General features: G+C 64.7%; 13 protein-coding genes and 1 tRNA gene. All 14 read left to right on the plus strand.

The window, feature by feature from the left end:
- A partial coding sequence (locus AC1DOM_RS16625; RefSeq protein ID WP_498964665.1) for an EF-Tu C-terminal domain-related protein occupies positions 1 to 394 on the plus strand: 394 nt, incomplete at its 5' end.
- 106 nt (positions 395 to 500) lie between these two features.
- A tRNA-Trp gene (locus AC1DOM_RS16630) sits at positions 501 to 576 on the plus strand.
- A gap of 36 nt (positions 577 to 612) precedes the next feature.
- On the plus strand, positions 613 to 984 hold the full coding sequence (gene secE, locus AC1DOM_RS16635) for a preprotein translocase subunit SecE (protein WP_498965320.1): 372 nt from the start codon (positions 613 to 615) through the stop codon (positions 982 to 984).
- 13 nt (positions 985 to 997) lie between these two features.
- Positions 998 to 1,570, plus strand: coding sequence for a transcription termination/antitermination protein NusG (nusG, locus tag AC1DOM_RS16640; RefSeq protein ID WP_498965322.1), 573 nt, complete (start codon positions 998 to 1,000; stop codon positions 1,568 to 1,570).
- An 80-nt stretch (positions 1,571 to 1,650) separates the two neighbouring features.
- Positions 1,651 to 2,079 carry a 50S ribosomal protein L11 gene (gene rplK / locus AC1DOM_RS16645; protein ID WP_036167791.1) on the plus strand — a complete coding sequence of 143 codons (429 nt, stop codon included), beginning with the start codon at positions 1,651 to 1,653 and terminating at the stop codon, positions 2,077 to 2,079.
- Between the two features lie 3 nt (positions 2,080 to 2,082).
- Positions 2,083 to 2,781, plus strand: coding sequence for a 50S ribosomal protein L1 (gene rplA, locus AC1DOM_RS16650; protein WP_498965324.1), 699 nt, complete (start codon positions 2,083 to 2,085; stop codon positions 2,779 to 2,781).
- Positions 2,782 to 3,112: 331 nt separating this feature from the next.
- A complete protein-coding gene (rplJ, locus tag AC1DOM_RS16655; RefSeq protein ID WP_498965326.1) occupies positions 3,113 to 3,643 on the plus strand; it encodes a 50S ribosomal protein L10 in 531 nt (176 codons plus the stop codon).
- A 39-nt stretch (positions 3,644 to 3,682) separates the two neighbouring features.
- Positions 3,683 to 4,057 (plus strand): 50S ribosomal protein L7/L12, encoded by a 375-nt coding sequence (rplL, locus tag AC1DOM_RS16660; protein ID WP_498965328.1) that lies wholly within the window; start codon positions 3,683 to 3,685, stop codon positions 4,055 to 4,057.
- A 212-nt stretch (positions 4,058 to 4,269) separates the two neighbouring features.
- Positions 4,270 to 8,439 (plus strand): DNA-directed RNA polymerase subunit beta, encoded by a 4,170-nt coding sequence (rpoB, locus tag AC1DOM_RS16665; RefSeq protein WP_498965330.1) that lies wholly within the window; start codon positions 4,270 to 4,272, stop codon positions 8,437 to 8,439.
- 27 nt (positions 8,440 to 8,466) lie between these two features.
- The gene (rpoC, locus tag AC1DOM_RS16670) at positions 8,467 to 12,702 is read left to right on the plus strand and encodes a DNA-directed RNA polymerase subunit beta' (protein ID WP_498965332.1); all 4,236 of its coding nucleotides are present in this window, start codon (positions 8,467 to 8,469) and stop codon (positions 12,700 to 12,702) included.
- Between the two features lie 255 nt (positions 12,703 to 12,957).
- A complete protein-coding gene (rpsL, locus tag AC1DOM_RS16675; RefSeq protein WP_036167774.1) occupies positions 12,958 to 13,332 on the plus strand; it encodes a 30S ribosomal protein S12 in 375 nt (124 codons plus the stop codon).
- A gap of 17 nt (positions 13,333 to 13,349) precedes the next feature.
- A complete protein-coding gene (gene rpsG, locus AC1DOM_RS16680) occupies positions 13,350 to 13,817 on the plus strand; it encodes a 30S ribosomal protein S7 (protein ID WP_036167772.1) in 468 nt (155 codons plus the stop codon).
- Positions 13,818 to 13,939: 122 nt separating this feature from the next.
- A complete protein-coding gene (gene fusA / locus AC1DOM_RS16685; protein WP_498965335.1) occupies positions 13,940 to 16,030 on the plus strand; it encodes an elongation factor G in 2,091 nt (696 codons plus the stop codon).
- 55 nt (positions 16,031 to 16,085) lie between these two features.
- The coding region (locus AC1DOM_RS16690; RefSeq protein ID WP_498965337.1) for a GTP-binding protein at positions 16,086 to 16,333 on the plus strand (248 nt) is incomplete at its 3' end.

The following is a 16,333-nucleotide window of genomic DNA, read 5'->3' on the forward strand; positions in this document are numbered from 1 at the left end:
GCTGCTGGACCAGGGCCAGGCGGGCGACAACGCGGGCCTGCTGCTGCGCGGCACCAAGCGCGACGACGTCGAGCGCGGCCAGGTGCTGGCCAAGCCCGGTTCGATCACCCCGCACACCACGTTCGAAGCCGAGGTGTACGTGCTGTCGAAGGACGAAGGCGGCCGCCACACGCCGTTCTTCAAGGGCTACCGCCCGCAGTTCTACTTCCGCACGACCGACATCACGGGCGCCGTGACCCTGCCGGAAGGTGTGGAAATGGTCATGCCGGGCGACAACATCAAGATGGTGGTCGAGCTGATCAACCCGGTCGCGATGGACGATGGCCTGCGCTTCGCGATCCGCGAAGGCGGCCGTACGGTCGGCGCCGGCGTCGTGGCGAAGATCCTCAAGTAAGCATCGGAAGGGCAGGCGCGGAACATCGCGCCGCCCGGATGGTCGGAAAGGGCGTGGCGGCGCGAGCCGCCGTTGCCTTTTTCGGAGAAGCAGTTCCAACACATGTACGCCAGTAGCTCAATTGGCAGAGCAGCGGTCTCCAAAACCGCAGGTTGGGGGTTCGAGTCCCTCCTGGCGTGCCACTTCAGGCGCAACGTGACACGCGTCGGCGAGAACGGATGAACAGCAAGGTCGAACAACCGAAGGCCGCCTCCGCGGGCGACGTCGTCAAGTACGCACTGGCAATCCTGCTGGTGGCTGCTGGCGTGTTCGCCTTCTACTGGTATCCCGAGTCGCAGTTCCGCTGGCTCGCGGTGATCGGTGGGCTGGCCGCGGGTTTCGTGGTCTTCATGACCTCGGTCAAGGGCGCGCAGACGCGCGAGTTCTTCTCCGAGTCGCGCTTCGAACTGCGCAAGGTCGTGTGGCCGACGCGCCAGGAAGCGGGTCGCGCAACGGTGATGATCATCATCGCCGTCACCTTGATCAGCCTGATCCTCGCAACGTTCGACTGGATCATCCAGTTGGGCGTCAAGGCCCTGTTGGGCAACTGATTCAGAGGGTCTGATGGAAGAGAACGTCGAAAAGCGCTGGTACGTGGTCCACGCCTATTCCGGCTTCGAAAAGTCGGTGGCGCAGGCTTTGCGCGACCGCATCGTGCGCACGGAAATGCAGGATCGCTTCGGCGACGTGCTCGTGCCGACCGAAGAAGTCGTGGAAATGCGCTCCGGCCAGAAGCGCCGTTCCGAGCGCAAGTTCTTCCCGGGCTACGTGCTCGTGCAGATCGCCACGCACGACGAAGGCGGCATTCCGCGCATGGACAGCGAAAGCTGGCACCTGGTGAAGGAAACGCCGAAGGTCATGGGCTTCATCGGCGGCACCGCCGATCGTCCGCTGCCGATCCGCGACGAGGAGGCTGCCGCCATCCTCGACCGCGTGCAGGAAGGCGTGGAGAAGCCGAAGCCGAAGGTGTTGTTCGAAGCCGGCGAAATGGTGCGCGTCACCGACGGCCCGTTCAACGACTTCAACGGCGTCGTGGAAGAAGTGAATTACGAGAAGAGCCGCCTGCGCGTCGCAGTGCTGATCTTCGGGCGTTCCACCCCGGTGGAACTGGAATTCGGGCAGGTCGAGAAGGCCTAAGAGATTCGGCGGGACGAGTGGTTCGTTCCGCCAGTAACGCGAGGAGCCGATAAGGCGTTCGCACTCGCAGGAGCAAAGCAATGGCTAAGAAAGTCGTCGGTTACATCAAGCTGCAGGTCAAGGCCGGCCAGGCCAACCCGTCGCCGCCCGTGGGCCCCGCCCTCGGCCAGCGCGGCCTGAACATCATGGAATTCTGCAAGGCGTTCAACGCCGCCACGCAGAAGCTGGAACCGGGTCTCCCGATTCCGGTGGTCATCACCGCGTACTCGGACCGCACCTTCACCTTCATCACGAAGACGCCGCCGGCGTCGATCCTGCTGAAGAAGGCCGCGGGCATCCAGTCCGGTTCGAAGCGCCCGAACACCGAGAAGGTGGGCAAGGTCACGCGCAAGCAGGTCGAGGAAATCGCGAAGGCGAAGGAACCCGACCTGACGGCTGCCGACCTGGAAGCCGCGGTGCGCACGATTGCGGGCTCCGCCCGTTCCATGGGTCTGGTGGTGGAGGGCTAAGTCATGGCGATGAACAAGCGACAGAAGGCAATCAAGGCGGCCGTCGAGCCGGGCAAGGCTTACGCGATCGACGAAGCCCTGAAGATCCTCCAGACCGGCACGAAGGCGAAGTTCGTCGAAGCGATCGACGTCGCCGTGCGCCTGGGCGTGGATGCGAAGAAGTCCGACCAGCAGGTGCGCGGTTCGACCGTGCTGCCGGCCGGTACCGGCAAGTCGGTGCGCGTGGCGGTGTTCGCCCCGGCCGGCGCCAAGGCTGACGAAGCGCGCGCCGCCGGCGCCGAAGCCGTCGGCATGGACGACCTCGCCGAAGCGATGCAGAACGGCGACCTGAACTACGACGTCGTCATCGCGACGCCGGATGCGATGCGCGTGGTCGGCAAGCTCGGCCAGGTGCTCGGTCCGCGCGGCCTGATGCCGAACCCGAAGGTCGGCACCGTTTCGCCGAACCCGGCCGAAGCCGTCAAGAACGCGAAGGCTGGCCAGGTGCGTTACCGCACCGACAAGGCCGGCATCATCCACTGCACGATCGGCAAGGCTTCGTTCGAAGCCGAAGCCCTGAAGGGCAACCTCACCGCGCTGCTGCTCGACCTGATCAAGGCCAAGCCGTCGACCGCGAAGGGCCAGTACCTGCAGAAGATCTCGCTGAGCTCGACCATGGGCCCGGGCGTGATCGTCGACCAGTCGACGCTGACCCTGAAGTAATCGTTACAACGCGCCTGCTCCGGCGGGCGCGTGCAACAAGTTTTGAGGGCTTCGCGCCGCAAGGCGCGACGCCGTCAAAGACCGCAGGTGCGGTCCGCGCAATGCGAAGACGGGCAGGAAGCTCGGTACGGCATGGAGTCGTCTTCGTGGAAGGCGGGAACGCGTAATCCATTCGCAAGGATGGGCCTGCGTAGATGGTGCCGCCCCCTCTGGAAGTTTTCTGGAAGGGCCACCACCGGGATGCAAACGCATCCCCGGCGCCAACGGAAGGCGTCGCTCGAGGACCGCAAGCGGCAGGAGCCGTGCGCGGAGTTCAATTGGAGGAGTGTCAATGGCTCTCAATCTGTCCCAGAAGCAGGAAGTTGTCGCCGAGCTGGCAGACGTGGCCTCGAAGGCGCACTCCCTGGTCGCAGCCGAATACGCAGGCATCACGGTCTCCCAGATGACCGCGATGCGCAAGAAGGCCCGCGAATCCGGCGTGTACTTGAAGGTTGTCAAGAACACGCTCGCATCGCGCGCCGTCGTCGGTACCGAGTTCGAGGTCGTCAAGGACGCCCTGACCGGTCCGCTGCTGTATGCGTTCTCGACCGAGGAACCCGGCGCTGCCGGTCGCCTCATCAAGGAGTTCGCCAAGGGCAACGACAAGCTCAAGGCCCGCATCGTGTCGGTGGAAGGCAAGTTGCTGCCTGCCGCGCACGTCGAGGTCCTGGCTTCGCTGCCGACCCGTGAGCAGGCGCTTGCCATGCTCGCCCGCGTGCTCGCCGAGCCCGCCAGCATGTTCGCCCGCGCCGTCAAGGCCGTGGCCGACAAGCAGGGTGGTGGCGATGCGTCCGCGGAAGCCCCGGCTGCCGAAACTGCCTGATTTCAGTTCAAACCCTTTAAATATCCAGAGGTAATCACCATGTCCCTTTCCAACGATCAGATCGTTGACGCGATCGCCGCGAAGTCGCTGATGGAAGTGATGGAGCTGGTCAAGGCCATCGAAGAGAAGTTCGGCGTCTCCGCTGCTGCTCCGGTCATGGCCGCTGCCGGCCCCGCCGCCGCCGCTGCCCCGGTCGAAGAGCAGACCGAATTCACCGTCGTCCTGAAGGCCGTCGGCGAGAAGAAGGTCGAAGTCATCAAGGCCGTCCGCGCCATCACCGGCCTGGGCCTGAAGGAAGCGAAGGACCTCGTCGAAGGCGCCCCGCAGAACGTCAAGGAAGCGGTGTCGAAGGACGAGTCCGAGAAGTTCAAGAAGGAACTCGAGGCCGCTGGCGCGACCGTCGAAGTCAAGTAATCGCAATTGCGTCGCCGGTGACATTGGCGACCACCCAAGGCTGGGGACGAGAGTCCCCGGCCTTTGGCCGTTCCACCCATTCACCGAGTTGACAGTTGGAAGTAGCGGGAGAAGGCGTGCTGGTGCCGGCAATACCAGCGACTCCCAACTGGCAATTTGACGTTCCCCCCGGCCGCCCGCGCGCGGCCGACATCGAGAGGCGGTAGCCCACCATGACCACTGCGTCCACTTATTCCTTCACCGAGAAGAAGCGCATCCGCAAGGATTTCGGCAAGCGCCGTTCGATCCTCGAAGTGCCCTTCCTCCTGGCGATCCAGGTCGATTCCTATCGCGAGTTCCTTCAGGAACACGCCGACATGAACGCGCGCGACGACAAGGGCCTGCATGCGGCCCTCAAGTCCGTGTTCCCGATCAGCTCCTACAGCGGCAACGCCGCGCTCGAATACGTCGGCTACCGCCTCGGCGACCCGGCGTTCGACGAGCGCGAATGCCGCAACCGTGGCCTGTCGTACGGCGCGCCGCTGCGCGTCACCGTGCGCCTGGTGATCTACGACCGCGAGTCGTCGACCAAGGCCATCAAGTACGTGAAGGAGCAGGAGGTCTACATGGGCGAGATCCCGCTCATGACCGACAACGGCACCTTCATCGTCAACGGCACCGAGCGCGTCATCGTCTCGCAGCTGCACCGTTCGCCGGGCGTGTTCTTCGACCACGACCGCGGCAAGACGCACAGCTCGGGCAAGCTGCTGTATTCCGCGCGCATCATTCCTTACCGCGGTTCGTGGCTCGACTTCGAGTTCGATCCCAAGGACGCGCTGTTCACCCGCATCGACCGCCGCCGCAAGCTGCCGGTCTCCGTGCTGCTGCGCGCGCTCGGCTACAACAACGAAGAAATGCTCCGCGCGTTCTTCGAGATCAACACCTTCCACATCGAAGCCGAAGGCGTGCAGCTGGAGCTCGTCCCCGAGCGCCTGCGTGGCGAAACGCTCGACTTCGACCTGGCCGATGGCGATCGCGTGATCGTCGAAGCCGGCAAGCGCATCACCGCGCGCCACGTCAAGCAGCTCGAGCAGTCGGGCATCGCCGCGCTGGCCGTGCCGGACGCCTACCTCGTGGGCCGCATCCTGGCGCACGACGTCATCGATCCGAAGACGGGCGAACTGCTCGCCTCGGCGAACGACGAGATCAACGAAGAACACCTCGAGAAGCTCCGCAAGGCGGGCATCGATTCGGTCGGCACGATCTGGGTCAACGACCTCGACCGTGGCCCGTACCTGTCGAACACCCTGCGCATCGACGGCACCAAGACCAAGCTCGAAGCGCTGGTCGAGATCTACCGCATGATGCGTCCGGGCGAGCCGCCGACCAAGGACGCCGCCGAGAACCTGTTCCACAACCTGTTCTTCACCTTCGAGCGTTACGACGTCTCGGCGGTGGGCCGCATGAAGTTCAACCGCCGCATCGGCCGCAAGGAAGTCCTCGGCCCGTCGGTGCTGTTCGACCGCAAGTACTTCGGCGATTACAAGAACGGCAAGGACGAGGAAGCGCAGCGCCTGGTCGCCGCGCAGGGCGATACCTCCGACATCCTCGACGTCATCCGCGTGCTGACGGAAATCCGCAACGGCCGTGGCGTGGTGGACGACATCGACCACCTGGGCAACCGTCGCGTGCGTTCGGTCGGCGAAATGGCCGAGAACGTGTTCCGCGTGGGCCTGGTGCGCGTGGAGCGCGCCGTCAAGGAACGCCTGTCGATGGCCGAGTCCGAAGGCCTGACGCCGCAGGAACTGATCAACGCCAAGCCGGTGGCCGCAGCGATCAAGGAATTCTTCGGTTCCTCGCAGCTCTCGCAGTTCATGGACCAGAACAACCCGTTGTCGGAAGTGACGCACAAGCGTCGCGTTTCCGCGCTGGGCCCGGGTGGCCTGACGCGCGAACGCGCCGGCTTCGAGGTGCGCGACGTGCATCCGACGCATTACGGTCGCGTGTGCACCATCGAGACGCCTGAAGGTCCGAACATCGGCCTGATCAACTCGCTCGCCGTGTTCGCGCGCACCAACCGCTACGGCTTCCTCGAGACGCCGTACCGCAAGGTCGTCGACGGCCGCGTCACCGACGACGTCGAGTTCCTCTCGGCGATCGAAGAGAACGAGTACGTCATCGCGCAGGCCAACGCGCCGCAGGACGACAAGGGCGCCATCACGGCCCAGTTCGTCGCGTGCCGTTACCAGGGTGAATCGCTGCTCAAGCCGCCGAGCGAGATCCACTTCATGGACGTCTCGCCGATGCAGACCGTGTCGGTCGCCGCCGCGCTCGTGCCGTTCCTCGAGCACGACGACGCCAACCGCGCGCTCATGGGCGCGAACATGCAGCGCCAGGCCGTGCCGACGCTGAAGTCGCAGAAGCCGCTGGTGGGTACGGGCATCGAACGCGCCGTGGCGCGCGACTCGGGCGTGACCGTGAACGCACGTCGTGGTGGCCTGATCGCGCAGATCGACGCCGGCCGCATCGTGGTCAAGGTCAACGAGAAGGAGATCGTCGGCGAGACCGATGCCGGCGTCGACATCTACACCCTGATCAAGTACACGCGCTCCAACCAGAACACCTGCATCAACCAGACCCCGCTGGTGAACGTGGGCGATCGCGTCGAACGCGGCGACGTGCTGGCCGACGGTCCCTCGACCGACATCGGCGAGCTCGCGCTCGGCCAGAACATGCTGGTCGCGTTCATGCCGTGGAACGGCTACAACTTCGAAGACTCCATCCTGCTCTCCGAGCGCGTGGTGGAAGAGGATCGCTACACGACGATCCACATCGAAGAGCTGACCTGCGTCGCGCGCGACACCAAGCTCGGGCCGGAGGAAATCTCGGCCGACATCCCGAACGTTTCGGAACAGGCGCTCAACCGCCTCGACGAATCGGGCGTGGTGTACATCGGCGCCGAAGTGCGCGCCGGCGACATCCTCGTGGGCAAGGTCACGCCGAAGGGCGAATCGCAGCTGACGCCGGAAGAGAAGCTCCTCCGCGCGATCTTCGGTGAGAAGGCTTCCGACGTTAAGGACAGCTCGCTCCGCGTTCCGCCGGGCATGGACGGCACCGTCATCGACGTGCAGGTCTTCACCCGCGACGGCATCGAGAAGGACAAGCGCGCCCGCCAGATCGAGGAATCGGAAGTCCGTCGCGTCAAGAAGGACTTCGACGACCAGTTCCGCATCCTCGAAGGTGCGATCTACGCCCGCCTGCGCACGCAGCTGCTCGGGAAGGTCGCCAACGGCGGTGCGAACCTCAAGAAGGGCGACACGATCTCCGATGAGTACCTGGACAGCCTGAAGAAGGCCGAGTGGTTCCAGCTGCGCATGAAGGACGACGACGCCAACGACGCCATCGAACGCGCTTCCAAGCAGATCGATGCGCACGAGAAGGAGTTCGAGCGCCGCTTCGCCGACAAGCGCGGCAAGATCACGCAGGGCGACGACCTCGCCCCCGGCGTGCTCAAGATGGTGAAGGTGTTCCTCGCGGTGAAGCGCCGCATCCAGCCGGGCGACAAGATGGCCGGCCGCCACGGCAACAAGGGTGTCGTGTCGACCATCGTGCCGGTGGAAGACATGCCGTACATGGCCGACGGTTCGTCGGTCGACATCGTGCTCAACCCGCTGGGCGTGCCGAGCCGAATGAACATCGGCCAGATCCTCGAGACGCACCTGGGCTGGGCCGCCAAGGGCTTGGGCCAGAAGATCGATCGCATGCTCAAGGCACAGGCGGCGGTCGCCGACCTGCGCAAGTTCCTCGACCAGATCTACAACCACGACGAAGCGATGAACGGAACGCGCGTCGACCTGACGCAGTTCACGGACGAAGAATTGCTGCGCCTGGCCAACAATCTGATCGACGGCGTGCCGATGGCAACGCCGGTGTTCGACGGCGCGGCCGAGAGCGAGATCAAGAAGATGCTCGAGCTCGCCGAACTGCCGCTGAGCGGACAGACCATGCTGCACGACGGTCGTACCGGCGAAGCGTTCGAACGCCCGGTCACCGTGGGCTACATGCACATGCTGAAGCTGAACCACCTGGTCGACGACAAGATGCACGCGCGTTCGACCGGTCCGTACTCGCTCGTCACCCAGCAGCCGCTGGGCGGCAAGGCGCAGTTCGGTGGCCAGCGCTTCGGCGAAATGGAAGTCTGGGCACTCGAAGCCTACGGCGCGGCCTACACCCTGCAGGAAATGCTGACGGTGAAGTCCGACGACGTGCAGGGCCGCAACCAGATGTACAAGAACATCGTCGACGGCGAACACGAGATGGTCGCGGGGATGCCGGAGTCCTTCAATGTGTTGGTGAAGGAGATCCGCTCCCTCGCCATCAACATGGAACTCGAAGAGCACTAAGCCGCCGCCGCCGACCAGGAGACACCCATGAAAGACTTGCTCAATCTGTTCAACCAGCAGCGGCCGACCCTCGACTTCGACGCGATCAAGATCGCGTTGGCGTCGCCGGACCTCATCCGCTCGTGGTCCTACGGCGAAGTGAAGAAGCCGGAGACCATCAACTACCGTACGTTCAAGCCCGAACGCGACGGCCTGTTCTGCGCCGCGATCTTCGGTCCGATCAAGGACTACGAGTGCCTGTGCGGCAAGTACAAGCGCATGAAGCACCGCGGCGTGGTCTGCGAGAAGTGCGGCACGGAAGTGACGCTGGCCAAGGTGCGCCGTGAGCGCATGGGCCACATCGACCTCGCCTCGCCCGTCGCGCACATCTGGTTCCTGAAGTCGCTTCCCTCGCGCATCGGTCTGATGCTCGACATGACGCTGCGCGACATCGAACGCATCCTGTACTTCGAAGCCTATGTCGTCACCGAGCCGGGCCTGACCCCGCTCGAGCGCGGCAACCTGCTGACCGAAGAACAGTTCATGACGGCGCGCCAGGAACACGGCGACGACTTCGACGCCGCGATGGGCGCCGAGGCGGTGTACGAGTTGCTGCGTACGATCGACCTGCAGTCGGAAATGCTCCGCCTGAAGGAAGAGATCGCCGCGACCAACTCCGAGACCAAGCTCAAGCGCCTCACCAAGCGCATCAAGCTGATCGAGGCGTTCCTCGACTCCGGCAACCGCCCGGAGTGGATGGTCATGACCGTGCTGCCGGTGCTCCCGCCGGACCTGCGCCCGCTGGTCCCGCTGGACGGCGGCCGCTTCGCGACGTCGGACCTCAACGACCTGTACCGCCGCGTCATCAACCGCAACAACCGCCTCAAGCGCCTGCTCGAGCTCAATGCGCCGGACATCATCGTGCGCAACGAAAAGCGCATGCTGCAGGAGTCGGTCGACGCCCTGATGGACAACGGCCGTCGCGGCCGCGCCATCACCGGCACCAACAAGCGCCCGCTCAAGTCGCTCGCCGACATGATCAAGGGCAAGCAGGGTCGCTTCCGCCAGAACCTGCTCGGCAAGCGCGTCGACTACTCGGGCCGTTCGGTCATCGTGGTCGGCCCGACGCTGCGCCTGCACGAGTGCGGCCTGCCGAAGAAGATGGCGCTTGAACTCTTCAAGCCCTTCATCTTCGCCAAGCTGCAGCGCCGTGGCCTGGCCACGACGATCAAGGCCGCCAAGAAGCTGGTCGAGCGCGAAGAAGCGGAAGTGTGGGACATCCTCGAGGAAGTGATCCGCGAGCATCCGGTCCTGCTCAACCGCGCGCCGACGCTGCACCGCCTGGGCATCCAGGCGTTCGAGCCGGTGCTGATCGAAGGCAAGGCGATCCAGCTGCATCCGCTGGTCTGCACCGCGTTCAACGCCGACTTCGACGGCGACCAGATGGCCGTGCACGTCCCGCTGTCGCTCGAAGCGCAGCTGGAAGCGCGCGCCCTGATGATGGCGTCGAACAACATCCTGTCGCCGGCCAACGGCGAGCCGATCATCGTGCCGTCGCAGGACGTCGTGCTCGGCCTGTACTACATGTCGCGCGCCCTGGAGAACAAGAAGGGCGAGGGCATGGCGTTCGCGAACGTCGCCGAGGTCAAGCGCGCGTACGACAACCGCGTCGTCGAGCTGCACGCCAAGGTCAAGGTGCGCATCACGCAGACGGTGATCGCCGAAGACGGCACGCGTTCGAAGCAGACCTCGATCGTCGACACCACCGTCGGCCGCTCGCTCCTGCAGGAAATCCTGCCGGAAGGCCTGCCGTACGCGCTGGCCAACGTCGAGCTGACGAAGAAGAACATCTCGCGCCTGATCAACTCGTGCTACCGCATGCTCGGTCTCAAGGACACGGTCGTGTTCGCCGACAAGCTGATGTACACCGGCTTCGCGTACGCCACGCGCGCCGGCGTTTCGATCGGCATCGACGACATGATCATCCCGACCGAGAAGAAGGGCATCCTCGACGAGGCCGAAACCGAAGTGCTGGAAATCCAGCAGCAGTACCAGTCGGGCCTGGTCACCTCGGGCGAGCGCTACAACAAGGTCGTCGACATCTGGTCGCGCACCAACGAACGCGTCGCCAAGGCGATGATGGACGCGATCGGCACCGACTCGGTGGTCAACGCCAAGGGCGAGACCGTGCCGCAGAAGTCGATGAACTCGATCTACATCATGGCCGACTCCGGTGCGCGTGGTTCGCAGGCGCAGATCCGACAGCTGGCCGGCATGCGCGGCCTGATGGCCAAGCCGGACGGCTCGATCATCGAGACGCCGATCACCGCGAACTTCCGCGAAGGCCTGAACGTCCTCCAGTACTTCATCTCGACCCACGGTGCCCGTAAGGGTCTCGCGGATACGGCGCTGAAGACGGCGAACTCCGGTTACCTGACGCGTCGACTCGTCGACGTCGCCCAGGACGTGGTGATCACCGAAACCGATTGCGGCACGCACGAAGGCCTCACCATGACGCCGATCGTGGAAGGCGGCGACGTCGTCGAACCGCTGCGCGACCGCGTGCTGGGCCGCATCGTGGCCGAGGACGTGTTCCTGCCGGGCAACGACGAGGATCCCTTCGTCACGCGCAACACCCTGCTCGACGAAGCGTGGGTGCAGAGCATCGAAGATGCCGGCGTGCAGTCCATCAAGGTGCGTTCGACGATCACGTGCACCAGCGCGTTCGGCGTTTGCTCGCACTGCTACGGTCGCGACCTCGGCCGCGGCCACCTGGTCAACCACGGCGAAGCGGTCGGCGTCGTCGCCGCGCAGTCGATCGGCGAGCCGGGCACGCAGCTGACGATGCGTACGTTCCACATCGGTGGCGCGGCATCGCGTGCGGCGGCGATCGACAACGTGACCGTCAAGACGACGGGTACGGTGAAGTTCAACAACCTCAAGCACGTCGACCACGCTTCGGGCCACCTGGTCGCGGTGTCGCGTTCGGGCGAACTGTCCGTCCTCGACGGCCACGGCCGCGAGCGCGAGCGTTACAAGCTGCCTTACGGTGCGACGATCCAGGTCAAGGACGGCGCGTCGGTGAAGGCCGGCCAGACCGTCGCCAACTGGGATCCGCATAACCACCCGATCGTGTCGGAAGTGGCGGGCGTCATGCGCCTGATCGACTTCATCGACGGCGTCACCGTCATCGAGAAGACCGACGAACTGACCGGCCTGGCTTCGCGCGAGATCACCGATCCGAAGCGTCGTGGTACGCAGGCGAAGGACCTGCGCCCGATCGTCCGCATCGTCGACAAGAACGGCAAGGACCTGTCGATCCCGGGTACCGACCTGCCGGCGCAGTACCTGCTGCCGCCGCGCTCGATCGTGAACCTGCAGGACGGCGCCACCGTCGGCGTCGGCGACGTCGTCGCGAAGATCCCGCAGGAAGCCTCGAAGACGCGCGACATCACCGGTGGTCTGCCGCGCGTGGCCGACCTGTTCGAAGCGCGCAAGCCGAAGGACCCGGCGATCCTCGCCGAAGTCTCGGGCATCGTCAGCTTCGGCAAGGACACCAAGGGCAAGCAGCGCCTGATCATCAAGCAGGCCGACGGCAGCGAGCACGAAGAGCTGATCCCGAAGTACCGCCAGATCATCGTGTTCGAAGGCGAACACGTGGAGAAGGGCGAGACGGTCGTGGACGGCGAACCGAGCCCGCAGGACATCCTGCGCCTGCTCGGCGTGGAGCCGCTGGCGGTCTACCTGACCAAGGAAATCCAGGACGTCTATCGCCTGCAGGGCGTGAAGATCAACGACAAGCACATCGAGGTGATCGTTCGCCAGATGCTGCGCAAGGTCGAAGTGCTGGATGCGGGCGACACCAAGTACCTGCACGGCGAACAGATCGAGCGCCAGCGCATGGTCGAGACCAACGCCATCGCCCTGTCGAAGAACGAGATCCCCGCGAAGTTCGACCCGGTGCTGCTCGGCATCACCAAGGCGTCGCTGGCGACCGAGTCCTTCATCTCCGCGGCTTCCTTCCAGGAAACCACCCGCGTGCTCACCGAGGCGGCCGTCCGCGGCACGCGCGACGGGCTGCGCGGCCTCAAGGAGAACGTGATCGTGGGCCGCCTGATCCCGGCGGGCACAGGCCTGGCCTACCACACCGCGCGCCGCCGCAACGCCTCGGGTCTGACCGAGTCGGAGCTGGAAGCGCTGTCGGGCACGATGGTGGAGCAGGCACCGGCACCGGTGGTCGAAGCGGTCGAAACCGACGCCGGCGAGGACTCCAGCACCAGCTAAGCCAACATCAGCGACGGCCCCCGTGGCCGTCCCAGACCACGAAATGAGGCGCAGGGAGCGCCTCGTCTTCGGCCCAGGAAGGGCGGGAATCATCGAAGGCCGGGCGGCCCCGAGGCGGGCCGCCCATTGCCTCCGCAAAGTCGGCTCGCGTTGACGGTAATCGTCGGCGCGGGCTATACTTTTCCGTCTATGCAGGCCCGACGTGGCCTGCATCGTTATTCACGCAGGACCTCGGTCCCAATACAGAGTCCCGAAATGGCAACGATCAACCAGCTGGTGCGTAAGGCGCGCAGCCCGGAAACCTACAAGAGCACGTCGCCCGCACTGGCGAATTGCCCGCAGCGCCGCGGCGTTTGCACGCGCGTTTACACGACCACCCCGAAGAAGCCGAACTCGGCCCTTCGCAAGGTCGCGAAGGTGCGCCTCACCAACGGCTACGAGGTCATCTCGTACATCGGCGGCGAAGGCCACAACCTGCAGGAACACTCGGTCGTGCTCATCCGCGGCGGCCGCGTCAAGGACCTGCCGGGCGTGCGTTATCACACCGTGCGCGGCTCGCTCGACGCCGCCGGCGTCGCCAAGCGTCGCCAGGGTCGTTCCAAGTACGGCGCCAAGCGCCCGAAGTCCTGATCTAGGGGTCATCGAACATGTCGCGTAAAGGTTCCACTCCGCAGCGCACCGTCCTCGCCGATCCGAAACACGGCAGCGAGACGATCGCGCGTTTCATCAACATGGTCATGCAGAGCGGCAAGAAGTCGGTCGCTGAAAAGATCGTGTACGGCGCCATGGACGTCATCGGCGAAAAGAACGCCAATGCGCTCGAGCTCGTCGAAAAGGCCCTCGGCAATGTGTCGCCGTCGGTCGAAGTGAAGTCGCGTCGCGTCGGCGGCGCCACCTACCAGGTGCCGGTCGAAGTGCGCTCCTCGCGCCGCATGGCGCTCGCGATGCGCTGGCTGATCGAGTCGGCGCGCAAGCGCGGCGAAAACAGCATGCCGCGCAAGCTCGCCGGTGAGTTGCTCGACGCTTCGGAAAACCGTGGCGGCGCGATCAAGAAGCGCGAAGAAACGCACCGCATGGCGGATGCGAACAAGGCGTTCGCGCACTACCGCTGGTAAGACACGCGGGCCCCTGCGCGGGCCCGTTAGCGGCCGGCATTGCCGCCGCACTCGCCCGAGCCGCCGCAAGGCGGCTTCGGCCTTCCGGACATTGCGTCCGAAACGAACATTGAGAGACAGCCGTGGCTCGCACCACTCCCATCGAGCGTTACCGCAACTTCGGCATCATGGCCCACATCGATGCCGGCAAGACCACGACGACCGAACGCATCCTGTTCTACACGGGCGTCAACCATAAGATCGGCGAAGTGCACGAAGGTGCCGCGACGATGGACTGGATGGAGCAGGAGCAGGAGCGCGGCATCACCATCACGTCGGCGGCGACGACGGCGTTCTGGAAGGGCATGGACATGTCCCTGCCGGAATACCGCTTCAACATCATCGACACCCCCGGGCACGTCGACTTCACGATCGAAGTCGAGCGTTCCTTGCGCGTGCTCGACGGCGCCGTGTTCGTGCTGTGCGCGGTCGGCGGCGTGCAGCCGCAGTCCGAAACCGTTTGGCGCCAGGCCAACAAGTACAACGTGCCGCGCCTCGCGTTCGTCAACAAGATGGACCGCACGGGCGCGAACTTCTCCAAGGTCGTCGAGCAGCTGAAGTCGCGCCTGGGCGCGTACCCGGTGCCGATGCAGGTGCCGATCGGCGCCGAAGAAGGCTTCGAGGGCGTCGTCGACCTCCTCAAGATGAAGTCGATCGTGTGGGACATGGAATCCAAGGGCACGAAGTTCGAGTACGCCGAGATCCCGGCGAACCTGCTCGACGAGTGCACGACCGCGCGCGCGTTCATGGTCGAGGCCGCCGCCGAGGCGTCCGAAGAGCTGATGGACAAGTACCTCAACGACGGCGAGCTTTCGGAAGAAGAGATCATCTTCGGCATCCGCGAGCGCACGCTGAAGTGCGAGATCATCCCGGCGCTCTGCGGCACCGCGTTCAAGAACAAGGGCGTGCAGGCGATGCTCGACGCGGTCATCCGCTTCCTGCCGTCGCCGTCCGATCGTCCGCCGGTCGCCGGCATCGACGAACACGACAAGGAAGACAGCCGCAAGGCGCTGGATTCCGAGCCGTTCTCCGCGCTCGCCTTCAAGATCATGACCGACCCGTTCGTGGGTTCGCTCACGTTCTTCCGCGTCTACTCGGGCACGCTCAACTCCGGCGACCAGGTCTACAACCCGGTCAAGTCGAAGAAGGAGCGCGTGGGCCGCATCCTGCAGATGCACGCCAACAACCGCGACGAGATCAAGGAAGTGCGCGCGGGCGACATCGCCGCGGCCGTCGGCCTGAAGGACGTGACCACCGGCGACACGCTGTGCGCGCAGGACAAGGTCATCACGCTGGAACGCATGATCTTCCCGGAGCCCGTCATTTCGATGGCGGTCGAGCCGAAGACCAAGTCCGACCAGGAAAAGATGGGCCTCGCGCTCGGTCGCCTCGCGCAGGAAGATCCGTCCTTCCGCGTGCGCACGGATGAAGAATCCGGCCAGACGATCATCTCGGGCATGGGCGAGCTCCACCTGGAAATCCTGGTGGACCGCATGAAGCGCGAGTTCAACGTCGAAGCCAACGTCGGCAAGCCGCAGGTGGCCTACCGCGAAACCATCCGCAAGGCCGTCAAGTCCGAAGGCAAGTTCGTGCGCCAGTCGGGCGGCAAGGGCCAGTTCGGCCACGTGTGGCTCGAGATTTCGCCGAACGAGCAGGGCAAGGGTTACGAGTTCGAAAACGCGATCGTCGGTGGCGTGATTCCGAAGGAATACATCCCCGCGGTCGACAAGGGCATCCAGGAAGCGGTCGCGAACGGCATCATGGCCGGCTTCCCGATCGTCGACGTCAAGGTGCGCCTGGTCGATGGCTCGTACCACGAAGTCGACTCGTCGGAAATGGCGTTCAAGATCGCCGGCTCGATGGGCTTCAAGGAAGGCTTCCACAAGGCTTCGCCTGCGCTGCTCGAGCCGATGATGAAGGTCGAGATCGTCACGCCCGAGGATTACCTCGGCGACGTGATGGGCGACGTCAGCCGTCGCCGCGGCATCCTGCAGGGCCAGGACGACAGCCCGTCGGGCAAGATCATCAACGCGATGATCCCGCTGGGCGAAATGTTCGGCTACGCGACCACGCTGCGTTCGATGTCGCAGGGCCGCGCGACCTTCACGATGGAATTCGACCACTACGCCGAAGCGCCGACCAACATCGCCGAAGCCGTGATCAAGAAGTCCTGATCGTCAAGCACGCGTCCAAGCACACAACACAATCTATTTTCAGAGGTAAGCAATCATGGCCAAGGGTAAGTTCGAGCGCACCAAGCCCCACGTGAACGTGGGCACGATCGGTCACGTTGACCACGGCAAGACGACGCTGACGGCGGCGCTGACGAAGGTGGGCGCGGAACGTTTCGGCGGCGAGTTCAAGGCATACGACGCGATCGACGCGGCGCCGGAAGAGAAGGCGCGCGGCATCACGATCTCGACGGCGCACGTGGAATACGAATCGGCCAACCGCCATTACGCGCACGTGGATTGCCC

It is taken from the genome of Lysobacter sp. P5_B12 (genome assembly GCF_056400425.1).

Excerpts from the sequence above, each read along its gene's own strand:
- rpoC (WP_498965332.1), top strand. The coding sequence starts at position 8,467 with ATGAAAGACTTGCTCAATCTGTTCAACCAGCAGCGGCCGACCCTCGAC.
- rplL (WP_498965328.1), top strand. The coding sequence starts at position 3,683 with ATGTCCCTTTCCAACGATCAGATCGTTGACGCGATCGCCGCGAAGTCG.
- secE (WP_498965320.1), top strand. The coding sequence starts at position 613 with ATGAACAGCAAGGTCGAACAACCGAAGGCCGCCTCCGCGGGCGACGTC.
- rplJ (WP_498965326.1), top strand. The coding sequence starts at position 3,113 with ATGGCTCTCAATCTGTCCCAGAAGCAGGAAGTTGTCGCCGAGCTGGCA.
- nusG (WP_498965322.1), top strand. The coding sequence starts at position 998 with ATGGAAGAGAACGTCGAAAAGCGCTGGTACGTGGTCCACGCCTATTCC.
- rpsG (WP_036167772.1), top strand. The coding sequence starts at position 13,350 with ATGTCGCGTAAAGGTTCCACTCCGCAGCGCACCGTCCTCGCCGATCCG.
- rplK (WP_036167791.1), top strand. The coding sequence starts at position 1,651 with ATGGCTAAGAAAGTCGTCGGTTACATCAAGCTGCAGGTCAAGGCCGGC.
- rpoB (WP_498965330.1), top strand. The coding sequence starts at position 4,270 with ATGACCACTGCGTCCACTTATTCCTTCACCGAGAAGAAGCGCATCCGC.
- rpsL (WP_036167774.1), top strand. The coding sequence starts at position 12,958 with ATGGCAACGATCAACCAGCTGGTGCGTAAGGCGCGCAGCCCGGAAACC.
- rplA (WP_498965324.1), top strand. The coding sequence starts at position 2,083 with ATGGCGATGAACAAGCGACAGAAGGCAATCAAGGCGGCCGTCGAGCCG.